This is a genomic window from Candidatus Zixiibacteriota bacterium, from assembly GCA_021159005.1.
Lineage (GTDB): Bacteria > Zixibacteria > MSB-5A5 > UBA10806 > 4484-95 > JAGGSN01.
The window spans coordinates 32,855-56,700 of sequence record JAGGSN010000187.1 but is presented as its reverse complement, the minus strand read 5'-3'; the positions used below and the strand labels follow the sequence as shown (position 1 = coordinate 56,700).

Genomic DNA, 23,846 nt, shown 5'->3' with positions numbered 1-23,846 from the left:
ATCATAACCTATTTTAAAGTGACAGACCTGTCGGTAAGCTTGCCTGAATGCCCTCTAAATATTCTCGTAGGAGCAAATTCACCGAGTTTATGGCCTACCATATTTTCAGTTATATATACGGGGATAAATTTATTTCCATTATGAATCGCCAGCGTGTGTCCTACGAATTCAGGTGGAATAGTCGAACGGCGCGCCCATGTTTTGATAACGCGTTTTTCGCTGCTATCGTTCAGCGCCTTAACTTTCTTCACTAAGCTAGCATCCAAGTATGGTCCTTTTTTCAAAGACCTGGTCATTTAAAAACCTCCTGTATAGTCCATCGGGATATTATTTCCCTCGTCTCTTAATAATCATCTTATCAGAGTGTTTTTTCTTGCGTGTTTTTAGTCCCTTAGAAAATTGTCCCCAGGGGCTGCAAGGATGTCGTCCGCCCGACGAGCGTCCTTCGCCGCCGCCCATAGGGTGGTCCACCGGATTCATGGCAACGCCCCTTACTTTAGGACGTTTTCCCAGCCATCTGGAACGGCCGGCTTTGCCAAGATTTATATTTTCATGGTCGATATTACCGACCTGACCAATAGTAGCACGACACTTTAAATGAATCAGCCTTACTTCGCCGGATGGCAGGCGAACATGAGCGTAATTCCCTTCCTTAGCTAAAAGCGTTGCCATCGTACCAGCCGAACGAACCATCTGCGCTCCTTTGCCGGCTTTGAGTTCGATATTGTGAATATCAGTTCCAAGAGGAATTTTTTCCAAAGGAAGATTATTGCCGGGTTTAATTTCAAGCTTATCGGTAGTCTGGATGATATCGTCAACCTTTAGATTCAGCGGCGCTATGATATATCTTTTCTCGCCATCAAAATAAAACAATAATGCAATCCTGGCCGACCGATTAGGATCATATTCTATTGAAGCTACCCTGGCTGGAATACCGATTTTTTCACGTTTGAAATCAATTATACGATAATGCTTTTTATGACCACCGCCTATATGCCGGCTTGTAATTCGTCCGGTATTGCATCGTCCGCCCGTTTTCCGAATAGGTTTCAACAAACTCTTTTCGGGATAGCCATGAGTAATCTCCGAAAAATCGGAAACTGTCATATAGCGACGGCTAGGAGTCGTCGGTTTAAATTTCTTTAGTCCCATTTAGCTGCCTCACACATTCTCGAAGATATCGATTGAATCGCCTTCTTTTAGCTTAATCATAGCTTTTTTCCAAGAAGAGCGTTTGCCTTCGAATCGTCCCAACCGCTTGGTTTTACCTTTTACGTTAATTGTTTTGATATTCAAAACCTTAACATCAAAAGCCTTTTCAATGGCTTTCTTTATTTCTATTTTATTGGCCGAGGGATGAACCTTAAAAACATAGCAATTTTCATTATCTCTCAAAAGGGTTCCCTTTTCAGAAATAACAGCCTGTCTAATTATGTTTTCTGCCGTTTTCAATTACCAAATACCTCCTCTATTTTTTGCAAGGCATCAGGTGTAATAAGGATATGTTCAGCCCATATAAGGTCAAATGGATTTACTAATACTGAACGTTTCACCGCAAGCCATTTTATATTTTGGCATGACATGCCCAGATTTTTATTTACGCCCTCATAAAGTATTAGCGTTCGTTTATGATAAATTTCATGTCCTTTTAAAAACCCTGCGATAATTTTAGATTTGGGTTCTTCCAATTCGGGCAGTTCGACAATTCTTATTCGATCGTTGGCGACTTTATCAGAAAATGCTGATTTTAATGCCGCGCGCTTAAACTTTTTGGGCATATCCCGGTAATAATCTCTTGGGTGAGGTCCCCAAGCAACGCCGCCGCCAACCCACAAAGGCGAATTCTTAGTGCCTGCTCTTGCCCTACCGGTTCCTTTTTGACGCCATGGTTTTCGCCCCCCGCCTCTTACCATAGTTCTGGTTTTTGTAGAAGCGGTTCCTTGACGTTGATTTCTCAAATAACCAACAGAATATTCATGAAGCAGATGCGGTTTTACCTCTGAATTAAACAGCGGACCGTTCAATTGCCTGCTTTCTTTGTTGTTTCCGTCAATATCAAATACTTTTACTTCAGCCATCGCAATCACACCTATGCTTTAACGATTTTCAACAGCCCACCGGGCTTGCCGGGGATTGCACCGCGAATTAAAATCAAGTTATGTTCGGGTTCTACCGAATTTATCAACAGTTTTTTAGTAGTAACTTTTTCATTACCCATATGACCAGCCATTTTCATGCCTTTCCAAACCCGGGATGGATATGAAGATTGACCAATTGAACCAGGCGCCCGCAGTCTATCAGACTGGCCATGCGTTTTGGGTCCGCCTTTGAATCCATGACGGCGAACAGTGCCCTGAAAGCCAAGACCTTTAGAAATTCCCGTAACGTTAACCTTTTCGCCAGCTGCAAAAATGTCAACATTAATGGCATCACCAATCTTGCTGTCAACGTCAGATTCAGTTCTTATTTCCCTGATGTGACGGCGCGGTTCGATGCCCGCTTCCTTAAATTGACCAGCTACCGGCTTTTTGACAAGTTTCTTGCGAATTTCGCCAAAACCTATTTTTAAGGCATTGTAGCCGTCTTTATCCTTAGTCTTTATACCGATAACATGCTGGGGCTCTGCCTGGATTACAGTTACCGGCACCATGTTTCCTATCTCGTCAAAGACCCGTGTCATTCCTATTTTAAAACCAAACAATGTTTTCATTTTGACGCACTATCCTTAGACTTTAATTTCAACATCAACACCGGCCGGCAAATCAAGCCTCATCAATGAGTCGACTGTTTGAGGATTGGAATCATAAATATCAATCAACCTTTTATGAATCCTGGTCTCAAACTGTTCCCGCGATTTCTTGTCAACATGCGGAGAACGCAGAACAGTATAAACAGTCCTCTTAGTCGGCAACGGCACCGGTCCGATAATTTTTGCTCCGGTTCGATTTACAGTATTAACAATTTCTAAAGTAGACCTATCAAGGGAGACATGATCATACGCCTTGAGTCTTATTCTTATTTTCTGGCTATCCATTTTAATTACTCTATTATTTCGCTAATAACGCCGGCGCCTACGGTGCGGCCGCCTTCACGGATAGCAAAACGAAGCTCTTTCTCCATCGCTATCGGCGTTATTAACTCGCCTTCTACTGTTACATTATCACCAGGCATTACCATCTCAACACCTTCCGGAAGCTTCACCGTACCTGTTACATCCGTCGTCCGAAAATAAAACTGCGGACGATAACCATTGAAAAACGGCGTGTGACGACCACCCTCTTCCTTCGTCAAAATGTATACCTCTCCCTTAAACTTCTTGTGCGGCTTAATACTGCCAGGCGCCGCCAAAACCATGCCGCGCTCAAGATCATTCTTATCTACTCCGCGCAATAACAAACCTACATTATCGCCCGCCTGAGCATAATCCAATATCTTCCGAAACATCTCAACACCCGTTACTACCGTCTTGCGAGTCTCCCTAACACCAACACGCTCAACAGGATCACCGGTCTTTATCTTGCCGCGCTCAACTCGACCCGTTCCTACCGTACCTCGACCCGTTATCGAAAATACATCCTCTATCGGCAATAAAAACGGCTTGTCAATATCACGCTTCGGCTCCGGTATATAGCTGTCTACCGCATCCATCAACTCATGCACACACTTAAAAGCAGGATCATCATAAGGTACGCTCTCATCAGCGCCGCGATTCATAGCCTCTAATGCCGAACCACGAATTATCGGAATGTCATCACCCGGAAATTGATACTGACTCAATAAATCCCGTACCTCAAGCTCCACCAAGTCTAATAACTCAGGATCATCTACCTGGTCTATCTTGTTCATGAATACAACTATGTAAGGAACTCCTACCTGACGTGCCAATAATATATGCTCGCGCGTCTGAGGCATCGGACCATCCGCCGCGCTAACTACCAATATCGCGCCATCCATCTGGGCCGCACCCGTTATCATGTTCTTAACATAATCGGCGTGACCAGGACAATCAACATGAGCATAATGACGCCTATCGGTCTCATACTCAACATGCGCCGTCGCTATCGTTATGCCGCGCTCACGCTCCTCCGGAGCATTGTCAATCGAATCAAAATCGCGAACCGCCGCCTGACCCTTGCGACCCAATATCATCGTCATCGCCGCCGTTAATGTAGTCTTGCCATGATCAACATGACCTATCGTACCTACATTCACATGCGGTTTCGTTCGCTCAAATTTCTCCTTGGCCATCAGTCATCTCCTTAACTTTATTTTCCATTATCAAATCACTAAAAAATAAAAATAACGTCCCTATTTAATGATAAACATATCCTTTAACTTTCTTAACAATTTTATCACTTACCTGCTGAGACATCTTCGCATAATGCGCAAACTGCATCGAATATACTGCCCTTCCCTGAGAAAGCGACCTCAGTTTAGTTGCATAACCAAACATTTCGGATAGCGGCACTTCGCTTGCCACAACTTTAGCATCAGGCCGCTGAGCAATTCCCTCGATCTTACCGCGTCTGGTTTGCAGGTCGCCGATAATATCGCCAAGATATTCCTCGGGCACGACCACTTCAACATCCATTATAGGCTCCAAAAGCACAGGCGCCGCCTTCCTGAGACCATCCTGGAAAGCCATCGCCCCGGCTATTTTGAATGCCAACTCGGATGAATCGACATCATGGAAACTTCCGCCAATAAGCACAACTTTGATATCCACGGTAGGATAGCCGGCGATAATTCCATTATCAAGGGATTCTCTAACACCTTTTTCAACTGCGGGAATATATTCTTTTGGGACCTCCCCGCCGGTAACTTCGCTGGCAAATTCAAAATCACATCCGGTTTCTAATGGTTCTATTCTTAACTTGACATGACCATGCTGGCCGCGGCCGCCGGTTTGTTTGATGAATTTCCCCTCACATTTGGCGATTTTCGAGATGGTTTCTTTATAAGCAACCTGTGGTTTACCTACATTAGCCGAAACCTTAAATTCCCTAACCATCCTATCAATTAATATTTCAAGGTGAAGTTCTCCCATTCCCGAGATAATTGTCTGGCCGGTATCTTCATCCTGATTCACTTTGAATGTCGGATCCTCCTCAGCCAAGCGAGATAATGAAATAGCTAACTTCTCCTGGTCTGCTTTTGTTTTAGGTTCGATAGCAATAGAAATTACCGGATCAGGGAAATTCATTTGCTCGAGGATAATAGGGTGCTTTTTATCACATATCGTATCGCCAGTGGCGGTATTTTTAAACCCGATACCGGCAACAATGTCGCCAGCACACGCTTCGCGAACATCATTTTTCTTATTAGAATGCATCAGAAGCAGCCGAGAAACTCTTTCGGTTTTGCCGGTTGTAGCGTTAAATATGGTAGAACCTGCTTGTATCTTGCCTGAATAAATCCTAAAATAGGTGAGTTTTCCGACGTATGGATCGACAATTATTTTATATACCAAGCCTGCAAACGGTTCATCTTCAGATGGTTTTCTGGTTATTTCTTTTTCCGTATCCGGAATATGTCCTATAACAGGAGGCAGGTCGAGAGGGGATGGCAGATAATCAACTACTGCATCAAGCATCTTCTGAACGCCTTTATTTTTAAAAGATGACCCGCACATTACCGGAAATATTTCTGATTTAAGCGTGGCTTTCCGAAGGGCGTTTTTTATTTCATGAATCATTATTGGTTCATTGTTAACAAACTTATCCAGCAGCGTATCATCATATTCGGAGAGGATTTCCAAGAGTTCTTCGCGGGTTTTTTCGGCTTGCTGCATAAGGGAATCGGGAACATCGCTATCGTAATAAGTTGCGCCAAGCGTTTCCTCATCGAAAGTCCTGGACTTCATTTCTATAACATCAATAATGCCGGTAAACAAATCTCCCGAGCCAACAGGTATCTGAATAGGAACGGCATTGGCACCTAATCTTTTTTTCATCATATCAACAGCGCCAAAGAAATCGGCACCGATACGATCCATTTTATTAACATAGGCAATGCGCGGAACTCTGTATTTATCCGCCTGACGCCAGACAGTTTCGGATTGCGGTTCGACTCCACCGACGGAGCAGAAAAGAGCAATTGCTCCATCCAGGATTCTGAGCGATCTTTCCACTTCAACAGTAAAATCAACATGACCGGGCGTATCGATTATATTGAGGCGATAATCATTCCAATAAACAGTAGTGGCCGCGGATGTGATAGTAATACCGCGTTCTTTTTCGAGGTCCATCCAATCCATAACAGCCGCACCGTCATCGACTTCTCCTATCCGATGAGTCAGACCCGTATAGTAGAGCACACGCTCTGTGGTAGTAGTTTTGCCAGCATCAATATGAGCCATAATTCCGATATTTCTTGTTTTTTCCAGATTCATTGACATAAAAAAACCACTGCTGTTTTTACAATGTGCGGAAACATAAACAATCGAGCTAAGCACGCAGCAGCGGATTAGAACCGATATTTTAATTTCCTATGTAAAAAGAATCGTCTAAATACAACCTTTTATCCCAACCTACCAACGGAAATGAGCAAATGCCTTGTTGGCTTCAGCCATTTTATGAGTATCCTCTTTTTTCTTTACAGAACTGCCCTCATTACGAGAAGCGGCGAGGATTTCATTAGCTAGCTTGTCAGCCATTGTTTTTTCAGGCCGGCTGTTCGAGTAATTAATCAACCATCTGATGGCGAGAGCTACTCTACGGTCAGGTCTTACTTCAATAGGCACTTGGTAATTGGCGCCACCTACTCGGCGGGACTTTACCTCTAATAATGGTTTAACGTTAGTTAATGCTTTATGGAATACATCCAGAGGTGCTTCATTGGATTTTTCCTGGATGATATCCATTGCATTATAAAATATTCTTTCGGCAACCTGCTTTTTCCCCCGCTCCATTAAGCAATTAACAAATTGCGAAACCAATTGAAGGTTATAGCGGGGATCAGGCATTCTTTCTCTTTTTAATGGTGCGCACTTTCTCGGCACAACTACCTCAACAGTTTATTACTTCTTCGGTCTTTTAACGCCGTATTTTGAACGGCTGTTTTTACGATCTTCTACTCCGGCCGTATCGAGAGTGCCTCTTATAATATGATAGCGCACTCCGGGCAAATCTTTTACGCGGCCGCCGCGAATAAGAACAATGGAATGTTCCTGAAGGTTGTGACCTTCGCCTGGAATATAGGCAGTTACTTCAATCCCATTAGTCAGCCTTACACGAGCAACTTTACGCAAAGCCGAATTAGGTTTCTTGGGAGTGGATGTATACACTCTGGTACAGACGCCCCGTTTTTGCGGGCACCCTTTCAAAGCCGGTGTTGTCGGTTTCGTGAGAATCCGCTTCCTTGGCTTTCTTATTAACTGACTTATTGTCGGCAATCGAACCTCCGTTATTCAAAAACAAAATTTTAAAATACTCTTAAATTTGCTATTGTCAAGCATTTTTTAGATAATTGTTGATTCAGTTTCCTTTTCCGTTTCTTCTTCTTTCTCTTCTTCCTCAATTTCTATTTTATTATACTCTTCCAGACCTGTGCCAGCAGGAATCAGATGTCCAATAATAACATTTTCTTTCAAACCAAGGAGATTGTCCTGTTTGCCGTTAATGGCAGCCTCAGTGAGAACACGAGTAGTTTCCTGGAATGAGGCGGCCGAGATAAAACTCTCGGTCGACAAAGCCGCTTTAGTTATCCCCATTAATATGGGTGTAAATGTCGCCGGTTCGCCGCCCTCGGAAATAACCCGCTGGTTCTCATCATTGAATCGGAATTTATCAACCTGATCACCCTCAAGGAAATTGGTATCGCCAACTTCTTCAACTCTAACCTTCTGCAGCATCTGTCGAACAATAACTTCAATGTGTTTATCATTTATTCTAACGCCTTGAAGACGATAAACTTCCTGAATCTCGTTGACTAAGTATTCCTGCACATCGTTAGGACCTTTGATTTTCAATATATCATGCGGGTCAATCGGACCCTCACATAATCTATCTCCGGAATCTACCCTATCAGCGTTATGAACCCTCATATGTTTACCGTGAGGCACTAAGTATTCTTTAACTTCTTCATGTTCGGCACTAACTATAATTTGCTGATTGCCTCTAATTATTTTCCCATATTCAATCGTACCATCGATTTCCGTAACAACTGCGGGGTCTTTAGGATGACGCGCTTCGAATAACTCGGCAACTCTTGGTAAACCGCCGGTAATATCTTTCGTTTTATAGATTTCACGAGGAATTTTAACCAGCAAATCACCAGCTATAACTTCCTGACCATCCTTTATTACAAGGTTGGCTAATGTGGGAACGGGGTAATTGGCAATACGATTACCGTTTTCATTGAGAATCCTTATTTGCGGCCGCTTCGATTTATCTTTTTGTTCAATAATCATCCTCGCCGATAAGCCGGTTGATTCATCGAGTTCTTCCCTGTATGTAACATTTTCGATAATATCTACAAATTCAACAATGCCTTTTTTATCGGTAAGGATATAATTTGTATGCGGATCCCACTCAAAAATAATAGTGCCCTTTTCTATTTCCTGACCATCCATCACTTTTAATGTTGAGCCATAAGGGATAGAAAATTTTTGGCGAGTTCGATTTTTTTCATCAACGATTTGTATTTCGCCTTTTGATGACAAAACAATTTGACAGCCTTCTTCTCTTGTGGGAACTGATCGAACATCCTTAATAACAACTTTGCCAGAATGGCGGGATTCGATTTTTGATTGTTCGGCAATAACAGCAGCAGTACCACCAATATGGAATGTTCTTAGTGTAAGCTGCGTACCGGGCTCGCCTATTGATTGAGCAGCGACTACCCCAACAGACTCGCCGATTTCAACCAGATTGCCGGAGGCCATATTTGACCCATAACATTTAGCGCAAGCGCCCCGGCGAGCCTCGCAAGTTAATACCGATCGAATATAAACCGACTCGACTCCCGCATCTTCAATTTCCTTGGCAGTCTCTTCGGTAATCATATCTCCGGATTCGACTAAGACCTCATTGGTGATCGGATGAATAACATCTTCAAGAGTTACTCGGCCAATGATGCGGTCGGCAAGGGACTCGATAACCTCTTCGCCCTCTTTTAATGCTGAGACATTAAGACCTAATATAGTATTGCAATCATCCTCTGTGATAATAACATCCTGGGCAACATCAACCAACCGGCGCGTAAGATAACCGGCATCGGCGGTTTTCAGGGCTGTATCAGCCAAACCCTTGCGAGCGCCATGAGTTGAAATAAAGTATTCCTGCACCGTTAAGCCATCGCGGAAATTAGCAATAATCGGGGTTTCAATAATTTCGCCTATCTGACCAATGACTTTCTTCTGCGGCTTAGCCATCAATCCGCGCATACCAGCTAACTGGCGAACCTGGTCTTTCGAACCTCTGGCGCCTGACCTTGACATCATATATACAGGATTAAAACCTTCATTGAGAATAGCAAGATTGTCGAATAGCGCCTCGGTTACTGCGGATGTTGTTCTAGTCCATGCGTCAATTACTTTATTATAGCGTTCGCCCTGTGTAATAGCGCCGCTTTTATGCATTTTAGTAATTTCTTCAACTTCTTTATAGGTATTTTTAACCAGAAGTTCTTTTTCTTTTGGTATGACTAAATCATCAATACCGATTGTAATTCCACCCAGAGTAGCGTATTCGAAGCCAATCTTTTTAAGCTTATCTAAAAATTTCGCAGTTACAGCGATTCCCGCTTTGTGAAAACATTTGAAAACCAATTCTCCCAAATTTCCCTTAGTCGCCGCTTCGTTAAAATAGCCTAATTCATCGGGAATAATTTCATTAAAGATTACTCTACCGGGCGTTGTCTCCAACAGTTCTTTATCATCATCGTTTATCCGAACTTTAATTATCGCATGCAAGTCTATTTCTTTCATTGACTGAGCATAAATAACATTATTCGCGGAGGCGAATATCTTTCCTTCGCCCTTAACATTATGCCGTTCTTTAGTAAGATAATAGCATCCTAAAACGATATCCTGAGACGGCACCGCTACCGGTTTGCCGGATGACGGCAGAAGCAGATTATTAACCGACAGCATCAACAGCCGCGCTTCCAATTGAGCCTCGAATGACAAAGGCACATGAACCGCCATTTGGTCGCCGTCAAAATCGGCATTGAAAGCGGCGCAAACAAGCGGGTGAAGCCTGATTGCCTTACCCTCGACAAGTACTGGGAAAAATGCCTGGATGCCGAGAAGGTGAAGTGTTGGCGCGCGGTTTAACATAATCGGGTGATCTTCGATTATTTCCTCCAAGATATCCCAGACTTCGGGACGTTCCCGTTCGACCAATCGTTTAGCTGATTTTACGGTTTGGACATACCCTTTTTCTTCGAGTTTATGGATAATAAAGGGCTTAAACAATTCAAGCGCCATGCTTTTTGGCAGCCCGCACTGGTGGAGTTTTAATTCGGGGCCAACCACGATAACCGAGCGGCCGGAGTAATCGACTCGTTTACCCAGCAGGTTTTGACGGAATCTGCCCTGTTTGCCCTTCAATAAATCGGACAATGACTTTAGCGGACGTTTGGAATCGCCGCGTACAGAACGGCTGCGGCGTCCATTATCCAGCAGGGCATCGACGGCTTCTTGAAGCATTCGCTTTTCGTTTCTCAAAATAACTTCAGGAGCTTTAATTTCGATAAGTTTTTTAAGACGATTATTACGATTAATAACCCGCCGATATAAATCATTTAAATCCGAGGTGGCAAACCTGCCTCCCTCAAGAGGAACCAGTGGACGCAGGTCTGGCGGAATAACCGGAATAACATCCATTACCATCCATTCGGGCTTATTTTGGGATTGACGGAACGCTTCGATTACTCTAAGTCTTTTAAGCGTATCTTTTTTCCGCTGTACGGAGGTTTCAACTTTAACCTGCGCTCGAAGCGAAACAGCCAGTTCTTCGATATCCAATTTCCGTAAAAGCTCCCGAACAGCTTCAGCTCCCATTCTGGCGTCAAATTTTTTGCCCTCATCTTCAAGCTCGAAACATTCTTCCTCGGAAATTATTTCTTTATATTTCAGCGAAGTGTTGCCCGGGTCAATAACAACATACGACTGGTAATAAATTATCTTTTCCAACGCTTTGACGGGCATATGAAGGAGATAGCCAACTCTGGTTGGCAGCGAATGAGTATACCATATATGAGTTACAGGAACGGCGAGTTCAATGTGTCCCATCCTCTCGCGCCGCACTTTAGATTGAGTAACCTCAACGCCGCATCGGTCGCAAACAATACCTCTGAATCTTATGCGTTTGTATTTCCCGCAATTACATTCCCAGTCTTTTACCGGACCGAAAATTCTTTCGCAAAACAAGCCCTCTCGTTCCGGTTTAAACGACCTGTAATTGATCGTTTCAGGTTTTGTAACTTCACCATAAGACCATTCTCTTATGACATCCGGTGAAGCCAGTTGGACTTTTATAGCTGTAATGTCCGACGGCTTCCTCTGATTTTTGGCAAAAGGATCGACCACTTAAAGTCTCCTACGCAATGGCATTAATATTTCCACTTGAAAGTTATTCTTTCTCTACCAATTCAACATCCAGCCCAAGAGCCTGAAGCTCTTTGACAAGAACATTAAACGATTCGGGCACGCCCGGTTCGGGAGGATTTTCACCCTTCACAATAGCTTCGTATATGCGCGATCTGCCCGCAACATCATCAGATTTTACGGTCAGCATTTCCTGCAAAACATGGGAAGCGCCATAAGCCTCTAATGCCCAAACCTCCATTTCACCAAACCGCTGCCCGCCAAATTGAGCTTTACCGCCCAAAGGCTGCTGCGTAACTAACGAGTATGGTCCGATGGAACGGGCATGTATCTTGTCGTCAACCAAATGTGAGAGCTTCATCATGTAAATGCAGCCAATCGTAATTTCATTGGCAAACGGTTCGCCGGTAAAACCATCATAGACGACAGATTTGCCGTTTTCGGGAAGTCCGGCTTTTTTCAAGTATTCTTTGATTTGAGCTTCGGTTGCACCATCAAAAACAGGCGTAGCTATTTTCAGTCCCAATTCTTTAGCAGCCCAGCCAAGATGTGTTTCAAGAAGCTGGCCAACATTCATACGTGATGGCACGCCCAATGGATTCAAGAGGATGTCCAAAGGAGTGCCGTCAGGTAAATACGGCATATCTTCAATCGGCACAATTTTGGCAATTACGCCTTTATTTCCATGGCGGCCAGCCATTTTATCGCCAACGGAGAGATGCCGTTTAATCGCTATCTTCACTTTGACAAGCTGTACTACTCCCGGAGGCAATTCAGTGCCGCGAACTACTTTTTCTATTTCTATCTCTCGTTGAGATTCCTTTTTGGCTATCAGATCTTTGGCTTGCCGGCATAATTTAATAGCTTCTTTGTTTAATTTTTCATCAGCAACGAAACCATTTTCAGCAGTTATAACAGCGCTTTTGAAACTAATGAATGTATCCTTATGGATTTTTGAGCCGGGTTTAACTATTATTTCACCATTTTCGTCTTTGACTACTCGCGAGGTTTGGTTGGCAAGAAATTCGCCCATCCGCGTATTTCGCAATTGAACGATATAGTCTATCTGTTTGGCAAAATCTTTCTTTATTCTCGATATTTCTTTTCGTTCCTGTTTCTTAGCTTCATCGGACGAACGGCTTTTTCGAGAAAAAAGTTTGCTGTCAATAACAATTCCATTCATCCCCGGAGGGGCTTTCAGGGAAGCATCCCTGACATCACCGGCTTTTTCGCCAAAAATTGCCCGCAATAATCTCTCTTCGGGAGAAAGTTCTGTTTCGCCTTTAGGCGTTACCTTGCCGACTAAGATATCGCCGGCTTCTACTTCGGCACCTATTCTGGCAATGCCTGTTTCATCGAGATTTACCAACGCTTCCTCGGAAACATTAGGTATTTCACGAGTTATTTCCTCAGTGCCCCTTTTAGTGTCCCGCACCTGAATTTCAAAAGTTTCGATATGAATAGAAGTAAAGACATCATCGATAATTAATCTTTCCGAAACAATAATAGCATCCTCAAAATTATAACCGCGCCAAGGCATAAAAGCTACTAATACGTTCTTGCCCAACGCCAATTCGCCATTTGAAGTAGCCGGGCCATCAGCGATTGGCTGGCCAGCCTTAACCTCCATGCCTGCCTTGACTATCGGTTTATAACTAATGCAGGTATCCTGATTGGAGCGGGCAAATTTCAGCAATTTATATGTATCAAAATCCATAATGTCTAAAGATTTATTCATATCTTTGACATTAGGTTTAATAATAATTTGCTCAGCTGAGGCGTATTCGACCATTCCGCTTCTTTTTGCGGTAATAGCCGCATGCGAATCGATAGCGGCAACTCCCTCAATACCGGTTCCGATAATAGGCGATTCAGTTTCTAAAAGCGGGACTCCCTGGCGCTGCATATTCGACCCCATCAAAGCCCGGTTAGCATCATCATGCTCAAGAAACGGTATTAATGACGCTGCTATTGAAACAAGCTGCATAGGAGCAACATCCATATAAGCAATCTCTTTAGGTGTAACGGAAACAAGGTCGCCTTTTTTTCTTGCGGTGATTATCTTGTTAGTGAATTCTCCGTTTTCCATAATTGGTTCGTTAGCTTGAGCAACAATAAATCGGTCCTCAACATCGGCAGTAAGATATTCGATTTTATTAGTTGCTTTACCTTTAATAACTTTGCGGTATGGCGTTTCGAGAAAACCATATTTATTGATTCGAGCGTATGTTGCCATAGAATTAATCAATCCGATATTAGGACCCTCTGGGGTTTCGATTGGGCACATTCTTCCATAATGTGTATGATGAACATCCCTAACTTTAAAACCGGCTCTCTCTCTTGTTAGTCCGCCTGGTCCCAAAGCCGACAATCTTCTCTTATGCGTAAGTTCCGCTAAAGGATTAGTTTGATCCATAAACTGGGAAAGCTGGGACGAACCGAAAAAAGTATCTATCACCGATGACACGGTTCGCGCGTTAACCAATTCGTGAGGCGTAGGAGTCTCATCGCTTCTTAGGCTCATTCTTTCCTTGATTGTTCTAGCCATGCGCGACAATCCAATTGAGAACTGATTGCCGAGAAGCTCGCCCACCGACCTCGAACGTCTATTGCCAAGATGGTCAATATCGTCAACATCACCAATATTATTTCGAAGGTCGATAAGATATTTAACTATGGAAATAAAATCAGTTTTATCCAGAACAGTTTGCTCAACAGGGATATCGAGGTTAAGCCGCTGATTTATCATATAACGGCCTACTTCGCCAAGATCATACCGCTTGGGATTAAAAAACATCCTTTCAAGAAGGGATTTGGCCAATTCCATAGTAGGAGCGTCACCCGGACGAATCAAAGAATACAGACGCTGAAGAGCACCCTCTTCGTCGCGGATATTTTCCTTTTTATCCTTCGCAATAGAATTAATGATTACCGGAGTTTCGTGAGCCAGGTTAATATCAATCAATTTTATTTTTGAGATTTGCAATTCTACAAGTTTTTCAATATCAGCTTCAGCAAGTAGTTCGCCGGCTTCTATAATGATCTCGCCGGTGTTCGGGTCGACAATCGGAGCGGCTGTAAACCTATCTACCAGTTTTGGAGCCTTCTTCGAGGAAAACGATTCCGTTTTAACTTTGCAAAAAGTATTGAGTAGGTCTTCATCCGTCGAAATGCCTATAGCCCTCAAAAGCGTGGTAGCGGATAGTTTGCGGCGCGAATCAATATGGACAAACATTATATCATTAATATCAAGAGAAAATTCCACCCATGAACCGCGGTATGGAATAATTCTGGCGGAAAAAAGTTTTTTGCCGTTAGGATGAATAGTCTCATCAAAGAAAACACCGGGAGAACGATGGAGCTGACTAACCACAACTCTTTCGGCGCCATTAATAATAAAGGTTCCCTTTTCGGTCATTTGGGGAAGTTCACCTAAGAACACATCCTGTTCGATAATATCCTTTACCTTGGCATCCTCGCCCTCGCCTTCCCTAACGACTAAACGCAGGGTAGCTTTAAGAGCTGACCCAAAAGACATATTGCGTTCCTGGCATTCGACCATTGAATACCTCGGCTCCTCAATAGTATACCTCACGAATTCCAAAGAATAAATCTCATGGACATCCGTAATAGGGAACATAGACTGAAAGACTGCCTGCAAACCCTGGTTTTTCCTTTCATCAGGATCAACCTTAGCCTGCATAAAGCTTTCAAATGAATCTGTCTGAACCGCTAAAAGGTGCGGCGGCTTTAAAATAGTCTCAAGCCTGGAAAAAGAGACTCGTCCGTTTCCATTCTTTAAACTCACGAAGTCCCTCCCATATCAATTAAATGATAAATATTAATGTTATCTAATCAAATCACTTATTTTATCTGAACAGAAGCGCCGGCTTCCTCAAGTTTAGTCTTGGCTGCTTCCGCTTCTTCTTTACTAACGCCTTCTTTGACATTGCCTGGAGCTTTATCGACCACTTCTTTAGCTTCTTTCAAGCCAAGACTGGTGAGTTCGCGCACGGCTTTTATAACCTGAATTTTCTTGTCGCCAATAGATTCCAAAACAACATTAAATTCTGTTTGTTCTTCCTCTTCGGCAGCAGCCGGAGCGGCAGCGGCAGGAGCGGCAGCGATAGCGGCAGAAACACCGAATTCATCCTGCATTTTTTTTGATAAATCAGACAATTCTATTACTGTCATCTCTTTAATAATATCGAAAGCTTCTTCAATTTTATTACCCATTTCAAACCTCTACTTTTAACTATTTTCTTTTGTACTTTCCTGCTCCGTCATTATTTAAAGCTTACAGCTACTTTGACAGATTGCTAATATTTGACGGTCAATTCAAGCAATCAGAAGCGTTGTCATTTTGCCATAAACTTTCAACTTTTCTTTTCAGCTAACGCATCCACTAAACCGATAAAATTCCTGATAACACCATCAAGTGTCATTACAAATCCGGTGATTGGCCCCTGTACAGCGCCAACAACCATAGCCAAAACCTGTTCTTTGGGCGGCAATTGAGCGATTTTTTTATAATCCTCTACACTCAAAAGTCGATTTTCAAGAACGAATGCTTTCACTTTAGGCTTATCGGTTTTCTTTCCAAAATCATAGATTATCCGGGCTGGAACCGACGGATCATCAAAGCCAAATACCAATGAGGATGGTCCGACAAAAATATCAGTCAGTTTTTCCAGTTCCGTTTCTTTAACTGCTAAAGACATTAGAGTATTCTTAGCGACTCGTAATTCGGCATTGGTTTTTTTCAGTTCTCGCCTTAAGATTGTAATGTCATTAACATTTACGCCGGTGTGATCCGTTACAATAATACAGTTAGAATCGGCGATTTTATCTTTAATAAGTTTAATCTTATTTTCTTTTTCTTTAGTCGGCATATAAACCTTACCTGGCAAAAGTTAAAATTTCTGATGTGTCCAATTTTATTCCAGGTCCCATCGTCGAACATATAGAAGCATTTTTCATATATGTTCCCTTAGCAGATACTGGCTTGGCTCTAACAATCGCTCCGAAAAACACTTTAGCATTATCGATTAATTGTTCATCGTTAAATGACAGTTTTCCGACACCGCAATGGATGTTGCTGGTTTTATCAACCCGGTATTCGATTTTACCGGCTTTCAAGTCTTTAACCGCTTTGGCAATATTATTAGTTACCGTACCGGCTTTGGGGTTTGGCATAAGCCCCTTAGGTCCCAAAAGCTTGCCAAGGCGTCCGATGCTTCCCATCATATCCGGTGTCGCTACAATAGCATCAACATCAGCCCAGCCACCTTTAATTTTTTCGATATAATCATCAGCGCCGACCATATCCGCTCCGGCTGCCTCAGCTTCGGAGGCTTTTTCACCTTTCGTCAATACCAGCACTCGCACTTTTTTGCCGGTGCCATGGGGAAGCAATACGGTTCCCCTAATCATCTGGTCGGCTTTTCTGGGGTCAACCCCCAGACGGCATGAGACCTCAATAGTCTCATCAAACTTGGCAGTCGCGGTTTTACGAATAACTTCAAAAGCCTCAGCCAGGGTATAAGCTTTGGTTTTTTCCACTTTTTCCGCGGCTTCTTTGTATTTTTTTCCTCTTTTCAACTAAACTCCTTTGGTCTCCCCTTAACGACCTTATTTATCCTAAGAAATAATTATTCTTTGTTCCAACTATCAAACCATTAAAAGTAATTTTACCTTTTAAATTATTTCAGCTTTTCAATACCTGATTATCACCGAACTTCGATGCCCATACTACGGGCGGTACCCTCAATCATTCTCTCAGCCATTTCAACAGAACCGGCATTTAAATCTGTCATCTTAAGTTCTGCAATTTCCCTGACTTGGGATTTTTTGACAACGCCAACCTTATTTTTGTTAGGCTCTCCCGAGCCTTTTTCAAGTTTGGCGGCTTTTTTCAGTAAAACTGCTGCCGGCGGCGTTTTAGTAATAAACGTAAACGACTTATCAGCATAAACAGTAATAACAGCTGGAATAATCAAGCCGGCTTGAGATTTAGTTCGGGAATTGAAGGCTTTGCAAAATTCCATAATGTTTATGCCTGCCTGACCCAAAGCAGGACCTACTGGCGGCGCCGGAGTGGCATTGCCCGCCGGTATTTGAAGTTTGACTGTACCTATTATTTTTTTAGCCACAACAGCTCCTTATCAGCTTTAAAGAGATTTCACCTGAAGATAATCCAGTTCGACCGGAGTTGGCCTTCCGAAAATTGAAACCATAACTTTTAATTTTCTGCGTTCGGGATTGACCTCGCTAACAGTTCCAGCAAAGTCTGAAAACGGTCCATCGACAACCTTGACCGCCTCGCCTATTTTATAAGGTATATCAAGAACATCACGGTTCTTCGAGCGGTCAATTTGCTGCATGATTCTGGTTACCTCATTTTTACGAAGCGGTACGGGTTTGCCGGATGCGCCAACGAAGTTGGTTATTCCGGGCGTTGAGGTAACGAGATTTTGAGCATCCTTGCTCAGCTCCATTTCAACTAAAATATAGCTGGGCAAGAATTTTTTTACTGAAGTTGAGCGTTTGCCCTGCTTCATTTCCACTATTTCTTCAGTAGGAACAAGTATATCGCCAAAAGCTTCGTCAAGGTTATTCCCCTCGATAGCGCTTTCAAGATATTTTTTTGCTTTATATTCATGGCCTGAATATGTATGAGCTACGTACCACCTTTTAGCCATAATATTCCTACCTGAAAATAAGGGTTGTGGCTTTTGTCAAACCCGTATCAACTATTCCGATGAATATTGATAAAATCAGCGAAAAAATAATCACCACAATCGTAGAATCACGCAATTCTATTTTCGCTGGCCACGCGACTTTTGTCAGTTCTTGTCTAACTTCAGTAACAAATTTAACTGTCTTTTTTATCATAAAAACTCCATTCAGGACAGGAGGGACTCGAACCCCCAGCATCCGGTTTTGGAGACCGGCGCTCTACCATTAGAGCTACTGTCCTAAAAGTATTATCTTGTTTCCTTATGCATAACATGCTTATTGCATGTCGGGCAATACTTTTTATGTTCTATTCGTTCCGGATGCTTCCTTTTATTTTTAGTTGTATTATAATTTCTATTTTTACACTCAACACATTCAAGTATAACAATCGGCCGCTTTCTATCTTTAGCCATTGAATACCTCTTTACTCTATTATTTCGCTAATAACGCCGGCGCCTACGGTGCGGCCGCCTTCACGGATAGCAAAACGAAGCTCTTTCTCCATCGCTATCGGCGTTATTAACTCGCCTTCTACTGTTACATTATCACCAGGCATTACCATCTCAACACCTTCCGGAAGCTTCACCGTACCTGTTACATCCGTCGTCCGAAAATAAAACTGCGGACGATAACCATTGAAAAACGGCGTGTGACGACCACCCTCTTCCTTCGTCAAAATGTATACCTCTCCCTTAAACTTCTTGTGCGGCTTAATACTGCCAGGCGCCGCCAAAACCATGCCGCGCTCAAGATCATTCTTATCTACTCCGCGCAATAACAAACCTACATTATCGCCCGCCTGAGCATAATCCAATATCTTCCGAAACATCTCAACACCCGTTACTACCGTCTTGCGAGTCTCCCTAACACCAACACGCTCAACAGGATCACCGGTCTTTATCTTGCCGCGCTCAACTCGACCCGTTCCTACCGTACCTCGACCCGTTATCGAAAATACATCCTCTATCGGCAATAAAAACGGCTTGTCAATATCACGCTTCGGCTCCGGTATATAGCTGTCTACCGCATCCATCAACTCATGCACACACTTAAAAGCAGGATCATCATAAGGTACGCTCTCATCAGCGCCGCGATTCATAGCCTCTAATGCCGAACCACGAATTATCGGAATGTCATCACCCGGAAATTGATACTGACTCAATAAATCCCGTACCTCAAGCTCCACCAAGTCTAATAACTCAGGATCATCTACCTGGTCTATCTTGTTCATGAATACAACTATGTAAGGAACTCCTACCTGACGTGCCAATAATATATGCTCGCGCGTCTGAGGCATCGGACCATCCGCCGCGCTAACTACCAATATCGCGCCATCCATCTGGGCCGCACCCGTTATCATGTTCTTAACATAATCGGCGTGACCAGGACAATCAACATGAGCATAATGACGCCTATCGGTCTCATACTCAACATGCGCCGTCGCTATCGTTATGCCGCGCTCACGCTCCTCCGGAGCATTGTCAATCGAATCAAAATCGCGAACCGCCGCCTGACCCTTGCGACCCAATATCATCGTCATCGCCGCCGTTAATGTAGTCTTGCCATGATCAACATGACCTATCGTACCTACATTCACATGCGGTTTCGTTCGCTCAAATTTCTCCTTGGCCATCAGTCATCCTTCTCCTGCCACATAAATTCATTATTTAATCACCGAACTGCAATAATAATTTCTACACTCGGCAAACCATATTCTGTTTAATAGCCCACGACCGGGATTGAACCGGTGACCTCGTCCTTACCAAGGACGTGCTCTACCAACTGAGCTACATGGGCACACCTAATCACATAGAGAAATAGAACATCCTCTAAATGACAGACTTGCAATATAAAACTCCTTATCGGAGTGTCAAGAACTTTTTTTAAAACATTTAAAATATTTTATCGGTTTGGCAAGCCAATTGCTTAACATTAATAATTCCATTTAAGACTATGAATCACAATTATATAGAATAACCTAACCACAATTAACAAAGTTGATATTATTTTGTTTTTACAAAATTTAAAAAATTATCAGGGAGTGATTAATTCAAGCGTTGTCAGGAATATTTCCCTATCAACATTGATACTTTTATATTACCGGAATCAGGCAGTGGTTCCTGTCTTCGCTATATGTGTCAGTTCATCCGCCTTAGGCGGACTGCAAACTGACACAACCCCGAATCAAATGTTTAGGCGGCTCGGATTTCCCTGCAATGTGAATAATAGCCATGCACAACTATAGTTGCCAAACGAACAAATATTGTGCATAACAGCAACCGACATTTTTACGTAAAACCATATCTCCCTGAAAGACTGCATGTTACAGAATTAGCGATTTTGGCATGATTATTGATTAATTAATTATCAGACGATAACAACAGGAGGTTTCAGTGAAAAAGCTTATGGGCATTATGATAGTATTAGTAGCCATGATTATAGTTGGCTGTGAGGAAAACACTTCTTATGTCGATCCCGTACCCGCCGCGCCGACAGGTTTAACATCAATTACCGCCGATGAGGCGATTTATCTTGCCTGGTATGCGGTTGGCGAACTGGATATCAAAACATATGCTATTTACCGCAATACAAACGGCCCGGACAATACCTTTTATTTTCAGAATGAGGTATCATCAAACTATACCAGTTGGATTGATAACGCTGTTGATAATGGTGAAACATATTACTATGCGGTAACCGCTATTGACGAGGATGGCCAGGAATCAGAGTTGTCTGATTATACCTATGATACACCTCGCCCGGAAGGGGCTAATGCTGTTATATACGCTTATGACGAAAACAGTTATTACGATTATACCGGTTTCGATCTTTATGCGGGCGAAAGAGTTCCGTATGATGATTATACCAATTGCGATATTTACCTTAGCTATTATAACAACTCGTTCTATATATATGTCCGTCATGATGATTATTACATCCAGGATTTCGGCTATGCCGATGGTTTCGATGATGTAAGCTATGCTCCCGATGATGGCTGGTCGGATTTTAACAGTGTCGAGGCTATTGATGGGCATATGTACATGCTGAAGCTATGGCATTTCGATGAGTGGCATTACGCCCGAATATGGATAACCGATTTTGATAATAATCCTGACGCGATGGAGTTTTACTGGGCTTATCAAATTGATGAAGACAATAGAGAATTGAAAATCAGGCCGGATATGCAGAAACATGCCGGCAATGACTTGGATGTAAATTAAGGGGCATAATTTCTTATAGGGTAATATGGTTGGTGTCCGTCAATGGCGGATACCAGCTGTAGAAAAAGGCAGCGATGATGAAAGATGAAAACAAATCAAGCGGCATCGGGTTAAATGAAGTGGTTGTATCGGGTTTCTCCCCTACTGCGTTGGGTCGGAACCCGACTTACAATAACTTATTGCTGGTGCACGAGGACGTACACCAGCCACAATTACTGTTCCGCGTAGGGGCCGTATTGCATACGCCCTCGCATGCTATTATTCCGCGTAGGGGCGTATTGCATACGCCCTCGCATGCTATTCCGCGTAGGGGCGTATTGCATACGCCCTCGCATGCCTCAAACCATAATAAAGCAAACGGCGTCGGGTTTCTCCCCGCTACGGTCCGCCTTAGGCGGAGAACCCGACCTACAATAATATTAAACAAGGTGGTTGATATGAAAAAGCATTTGAGAAATTTAATGGTAATAGCGCTGGCCGCAATTATGACAGTTGCCGCCTCCGCCGACCAGAAACACGGCATCAGCAGGGTTGACAACCTTGAGATTGATGTCTGGGTTAATAAAAGCGATGGAGCGACATATTATTTCGGCGAAGATGTGGCTGTTTATTTTCGCGCTTCGGAGGATTGCTATGCGGTGATTTATGATATCGATCCAGCCGGCAATGTCAGCCTTCTTTTCCCATCCGATTACAACAGCGATTGTTTTATTCGCGGCGAAGAGGTTTACCGTATCCCCGATGCTTATGATGATTACCGGCTTGAGGTAACCGGACCTAAGGGCAAGGAATATATTTACGCCGTTGCCAGCCCCTACCGGATTGACCCTCCCGAATTCATGCGTTATGAATATTTTGAGTATGGCAACTGGGACAGCTACTATGATGATTTCGTTCATACGATGCGCGGCGAGATGGCGGTTTTCGTAAACGACCTAAATAATAGAATTGTTAGGAATGGGTCTTATATTTCCGCCTCGACGATGTTTTTTATCGATAACCGCTACCGGCATCACAGTTGGTACCGCTACTGGCGTTATGACCCGTATTATATTGGCAGTATCTGGATTGGCTGTGATTACCCGGGCGCCGAGATCTGGATTGACGGCTGTTATTTCGGCATCGCGCCAATTCTTATACCGGAAATATATATTGGCCGTCACTGGGTATGGATTTATTATCATGGCTATCCCTGCTGGCAGGATTATGTTTATGTAACAAGAGGTCAGCGATATTATGTCGATGCCAAGATTAAACGAAAATTCCGGGATTTCGATTATGGCCGCTCGAATATGAAAAATTGGAGATTTAAACAGGAGAAGCACCGCAACGATCCCGGTTTTGTCAGGGAAGCGGAAAAATATCGAGTTAAACATACCAGGCCGCTTCATACTCCGCCATCAAGAGTGCAGAAAAAGTATTCGGATAGGATTTTTAATGATGGAACCTACACGGAAAAGATTAATAAGCAAAATAGCGGATTAATATTTAAAGAAAAAAACAAAAAGGATAATATTCACAATTATCCCCAAAAAGATAGAGAATATCAGATTAAACGGGAAAAAAGCAGTAAATCCTTGAATTCTGACGATAAAGATATTATTATAAATAAAAAGCAGAAGCAGAAAAAACCGAATTCGGGACAAACTTCAGTAAAAAAAACAGATAATAAAAAGTCAGACAATATCAAGAAAAACGAGTCTAAAAAAGCCGAACCTGTACGTTCTAAAACCAGCGACAAATTAAAAAGCGGAAGCTCCAAATCCGGGTCGAAATATTCTAAGGAAAGAGGCAGGAAATGAAAAAAGTAATTATATTGACGTTGGCGCTGTTCATAGCTATGAGCGGTGCGGAGGCTTTTGCTATTCAGAAAGTGTCTAAGAAAAGCAAAAAAGATTCGACCAAAATCGAAAAGAAGATTGATAAGAAAACGCCGGCTGTAAAACTGAAATCGAAAGCTGCAGCCTTACCTGTGAAAGATAAGTTTATCGACAAAGACGGCGATGGAATTAACGATGATTATCAGAAACGCAAAGCGCCGGCTGTCAAGAAGGTTGCGCCACCCAAGCCCAAACCAAAAATTGAGCAGAAAATGCCGGTGAAGGTTAAAAAAATCGAAAAGAAAAACAGCGAGAAGGACACATCGAGTAAGAAATCGAAACGGTAGTTGCCAAGAGCAACCGCATCCCTACAGTCATACGGCTCACCTGAGATGAACCATCTTGAAGTATATAATATATTAGGATATATAATAGCCGAGGCTTTCAGCCTCGGTTCGACTCACCGCGGCGATAAAATAGCTGGTGCACGGGGACGTACACCAGCCACAAAATAAC

The 23,846-nt window shown here is 43.0% G+C and carries 24 protein-coding genes and 2 tRNA genes; 4 read left to right on the top strand and 22 right to left on the bottom strand.

Going from position 1 to position 23,846, the window contains the following annotated elements; genetic code table 11:
* Positions 1–8: 8 nt before the first annotated feature.
* The 22 genes from rpsS to J7K40_11710 all read right to left on the bottom strand — a co-directional run bounded on the left by rpsS (position 9) and on the right by J7K40_11710 (position 20,086).
* Positions 9–296 (bottom strand): 30S ribosomal protein S19, encoded by a 288-nt coding sequence (gene rpsS, locus J7K40_11815; GenBank protein MCD6163082.1) that lies wholly within the window; start codon positions 294–296, stop codon positions 9–11.
* A 31-nt stretch (positions 297–327) separates the two neighbouring features.
* Positions 328–1,152 (bottom strand): 50S ribosomal protein L2, encoded by an 825-nt coding sequence (gene rplB, locus J7K40_11810; protein ID MCD6163081.1) that lies wholly within the window; start codon positions 1,150–1,152, stop codon positions 328–330.
* Positions 1,153–1,161: 9 nt separating this feature from the next.
* On the bottom strand, positions 1,162–1,452 hold the full coding sequence (locus J7K40_11805; GenBank protein ID MCD6163080.1) for a 50S ribosomal protein L23: 291 nt from the start codon (positions 1,450–1,452) through the stop codon (positions 1,162–1,164).
* On the bottom strand, positions 1,449–2,078 hold the full coding sequence (rplD, locus tag J7K40_11800) for a 50S ribosomal protein L4 (GenBank protein ID MCD6163079.1): 630 nt from the start codon (positions 2,076–2,078) through the stop codon (positions 1,449–1,451). Before rplD ends, J7K40_11805 begins: the two co-directional genes overlap by 4 nt.
* 11 nt (positions 2,079–2,089) lie before the next feature.
* Positions 2,090–2,710 (bottom strand): 50S ribosomal protein L3, encoded by a 621-nt coding sequence (gene rplC / locus J7K40_11795; protein ID MCD6163078.1) that lies wholly within the window; start codon positions 2,708–2,710, stop codon positions 2,090–2,092.
* A 15-nt stretch (positions 2,711–2,725) separates the two neighbouring features.
* The gene (rpsJ, locus tag J7K40_11790) at positions 2,726–3,034 is read right to left on the bottom strand and encodes a 30S ribosomal protein S10 (protein MCD6163077.1); all 309 of its coding nucleotides are present in this window, start codon (positions 3,032–3,034) and stop codon (positions 2,726–2,728) included.
* 5 nt (positions 3,035–3,039) lie between these two features.
* Positions 3,040–4,248 carry an elongation factor Tu gene (gene tuf, locus J7K40_11785; protein ID MCD6163076.1) on the bottom strand — a complete coding sequence of 403 codons (1,209 nt, stop codon included), beginning with the start codon at positions 4,246–4,248 and terminating at the stop codon, positions 3,040–3,042.
* Positions 4,249–4,312: 64 nt separating this feature from the next.
* On the bottom strand, positions 4,313–6,397 hold the full coding sequence (gene fusA, locus J7K40_11780) for an elongation factor G (protein MCD6163075.1): 2,085 nt from the start codon (positions 6,395–6,397) through the stop codon (positions 4,313–4,315).
* A 132-nt stretch (positions 6,398–6,529) separates the two neighbouring features.
* Complete coding sequence (gene rpsG, locus J7K40_11775; protein MCD6163074.1) at positions 6,530–7,000, bottom strand: 30S ribosomal protein S7; 471 nt, start codon at positions 6,998–7,000, stop codon at positions 6,530–6,532.
* An 18-nt stretch (positions 7,001–7,018) separates the two neighbouring features.
* Complete coding sequence (locus J7K40_11770; protein ID MCD6163073.1) at positions 7,019–7,393, bottom strand: 30S ribosomal protein S12; 375 nt, start codon at positions 7,391–7,393, stop codon at positions 7,019–7,021.
* 66 nt (positions 7,394–7,459) lie between these two features.
* Positions 7,460–11,533 (bottom strand): DNA-directed RNA polymerase subunit beta', encoded by a 4,074-nt coding sequence (gene rpoC / locus J7K40_11765; protein MCD6163072.1) that lies wholly within the window; start codon positions 11,531–11,533, stop codon positions 7,460–7,462.
* Between the two features lie 43 nt (positions 11,534–11,576).
* Complete coding sequence (gene rpoB, locus J7K40_11760) at positions 11,577–15,359, bottom strand: DNA-directed RNA polymerase subunit beta (GenBank protein ID MCD6163071.1); 3,783 nt, start codon at positions 15,357–15,359, stop codon at positions 11,577–11,579.
* Between the two features lie 56 nt (positions 15,360–15,415).
* Complete coding sequence (gene rplL / locus J7K40_11755; GenBank protein MCD6163070.1) at positions 15,416–15,787, bottom strand: 50S ribosomal protein L7/L12; 372 nt, start codon at positions 15,785–15,787, stop codon at positions 15,416–15,418.
* Between the two features lie 140 nt (positions 15,788–15,927).
* Complete coding sequence (locus tag J7K40_11750) at positions 15,928–16,461, bottom strand: 50S ribosomal protein L10 (protein MCD6163069.1); 534 nt, start codon at positions 16,459–16,461, stop codon at positions 15,928–15,930.
* On the bottom strand, positions 16,451–17,152 hold the full coding sequence (locus J7K40_11745; GenBank protein MCD6163068.1) for a 50S ribosomal protein L1: 702 nt from the start codon (positions 17,150–17,152) through the stop codon (positions 16,451–16,453). The genes J7K40_11750 and J7K40_11745 overlap by 11 nt, the downstream gene beginning before the upstream one ends.
* A 128-nt stretch (positions 17,153–17,280) precedes the next feature.
* Complete coding sequence (rplK, locus tag J7K40_11740; protein ID MCD6163067.1) at positions 17,281–17,703, bottom strand: 50S ribosomal protein L11; 423 nt, start codon at positions 17,701–17,703, stop codon at positions 17,281–17,283.
* A gap of 18 nt (positions 17,704–17,721) precedes the next feature.
* Positions 17,722–18,252: a transcription termination/antitermination factor NusG gene (nusG, locus tag J7K40_11735; GenBank protein MCD6163066.1), complete on the bottom strand. Its 531-nt coding sequence runs from the start codon at positions 18,250–18,252 to the stop codon at positions 17,722–17,724.
* Between the two features lie 7 nt (positions 18,253–18,259).
* Positions 18,260–18,442: a preprotein translocase subunit SecE gene (gene secE, locus J7K40_11730; GenBank protein MCD6163065.1), complete on the bottom strand. Its 183-nt coding sequence runs from the start codon at positions 18,440–18,442 to the stop codon at positions 18,260–18,262.
* 15 nt (positions 18,443–18,457) lie between these two features.
* Positions 18,458–18,530 (bottom strand) — tRNA-Trp (locus tag J7K40_11725).
* Positions 18,531–18,537: 7 nt separating this feature from the next.
* Complete coding sequence (rpmG, locus tag J7K40_11720; GenBank protein ID MCD6163064.1) at positions 18,538–18,702, bottom strand: 50S ribosomal protein L33; 165 nt, start codon at positions 18,700–18,702, stop codon at positions 18,538–18,540.
* A gap of 11 nt (positions 18,703–18,713) precedes the next feature.
* Complete coding sequence (gene tuf, locus J7K40_11715; GenBank protein MCD6163063.1) at positions 18,714–19,922, bottom strand: elongation factor Tu; 1,209 nt, start codon at positions 19,920–19,922, stop codon at positions 18,714–18,716.
* A gap of 91 nt (positions 19,923–20,013) precedes the next feature.
* Positions 20,014–20,086: transfer RNA gene (locus J7K40_11710), tRNA-Thr, on the bottom strand.
* A gap of 596 nt (positions 20,087–20,682) precedes the next feature.
* Between J7K40_11710 and J7K40_11705 the strand changes: the two genes are divergently transcribed.
* The 4 genes from J7K40_11705 to J7K40_11690 all read left to right on the top strand — a co-directional run bounded on the left by J7K40_11705 (position 20,683) and on the right by J7K40_11690 (position 23,845).
* Positions 20,683–21,510, top strand: coding sequence for a hypothetical protein (locus J7K40_11705; protein ID MCD6163062.1), 828 nt, complete (start codon positions 20,683–20,685; stop codon positions 21,508–21,510).
* Positions 21,511–21,584: 74 nt separating this feature from the next.
* Complete coding sequence (locus tag J7K40_11700) at positions 21,585–23,312, top strand: DUF4384 domain-containing protein (protein ID MCD6163061.1); 1,728 nt, start codon at positions 21,585–21,587, stop codon at positions 23,310–23,312.
* Positions 23,309–23,677, top strand: coding sequence for a hypothetical protein (locus J7K40_11695; GenBank protein MCD6163060.1), 369 nt, complete (start codon positions 23,309–23,311; stop codon positions 23,675–23,677). The genes J7K40_11700 and J7K40_11695 overlap by 4 nt, the downstream gene beginning before the upstream one ends.
* A complete protein-coding gene (locus J7K40_11690; protein MCD6163059.1) occupies positions 23,678–23,845 on the top strand; it encodes a hypothetical protein in 168 nt (55 codons plus the stop codon).
* Position 23,846 lies beyond the last annotated feature (1 nt).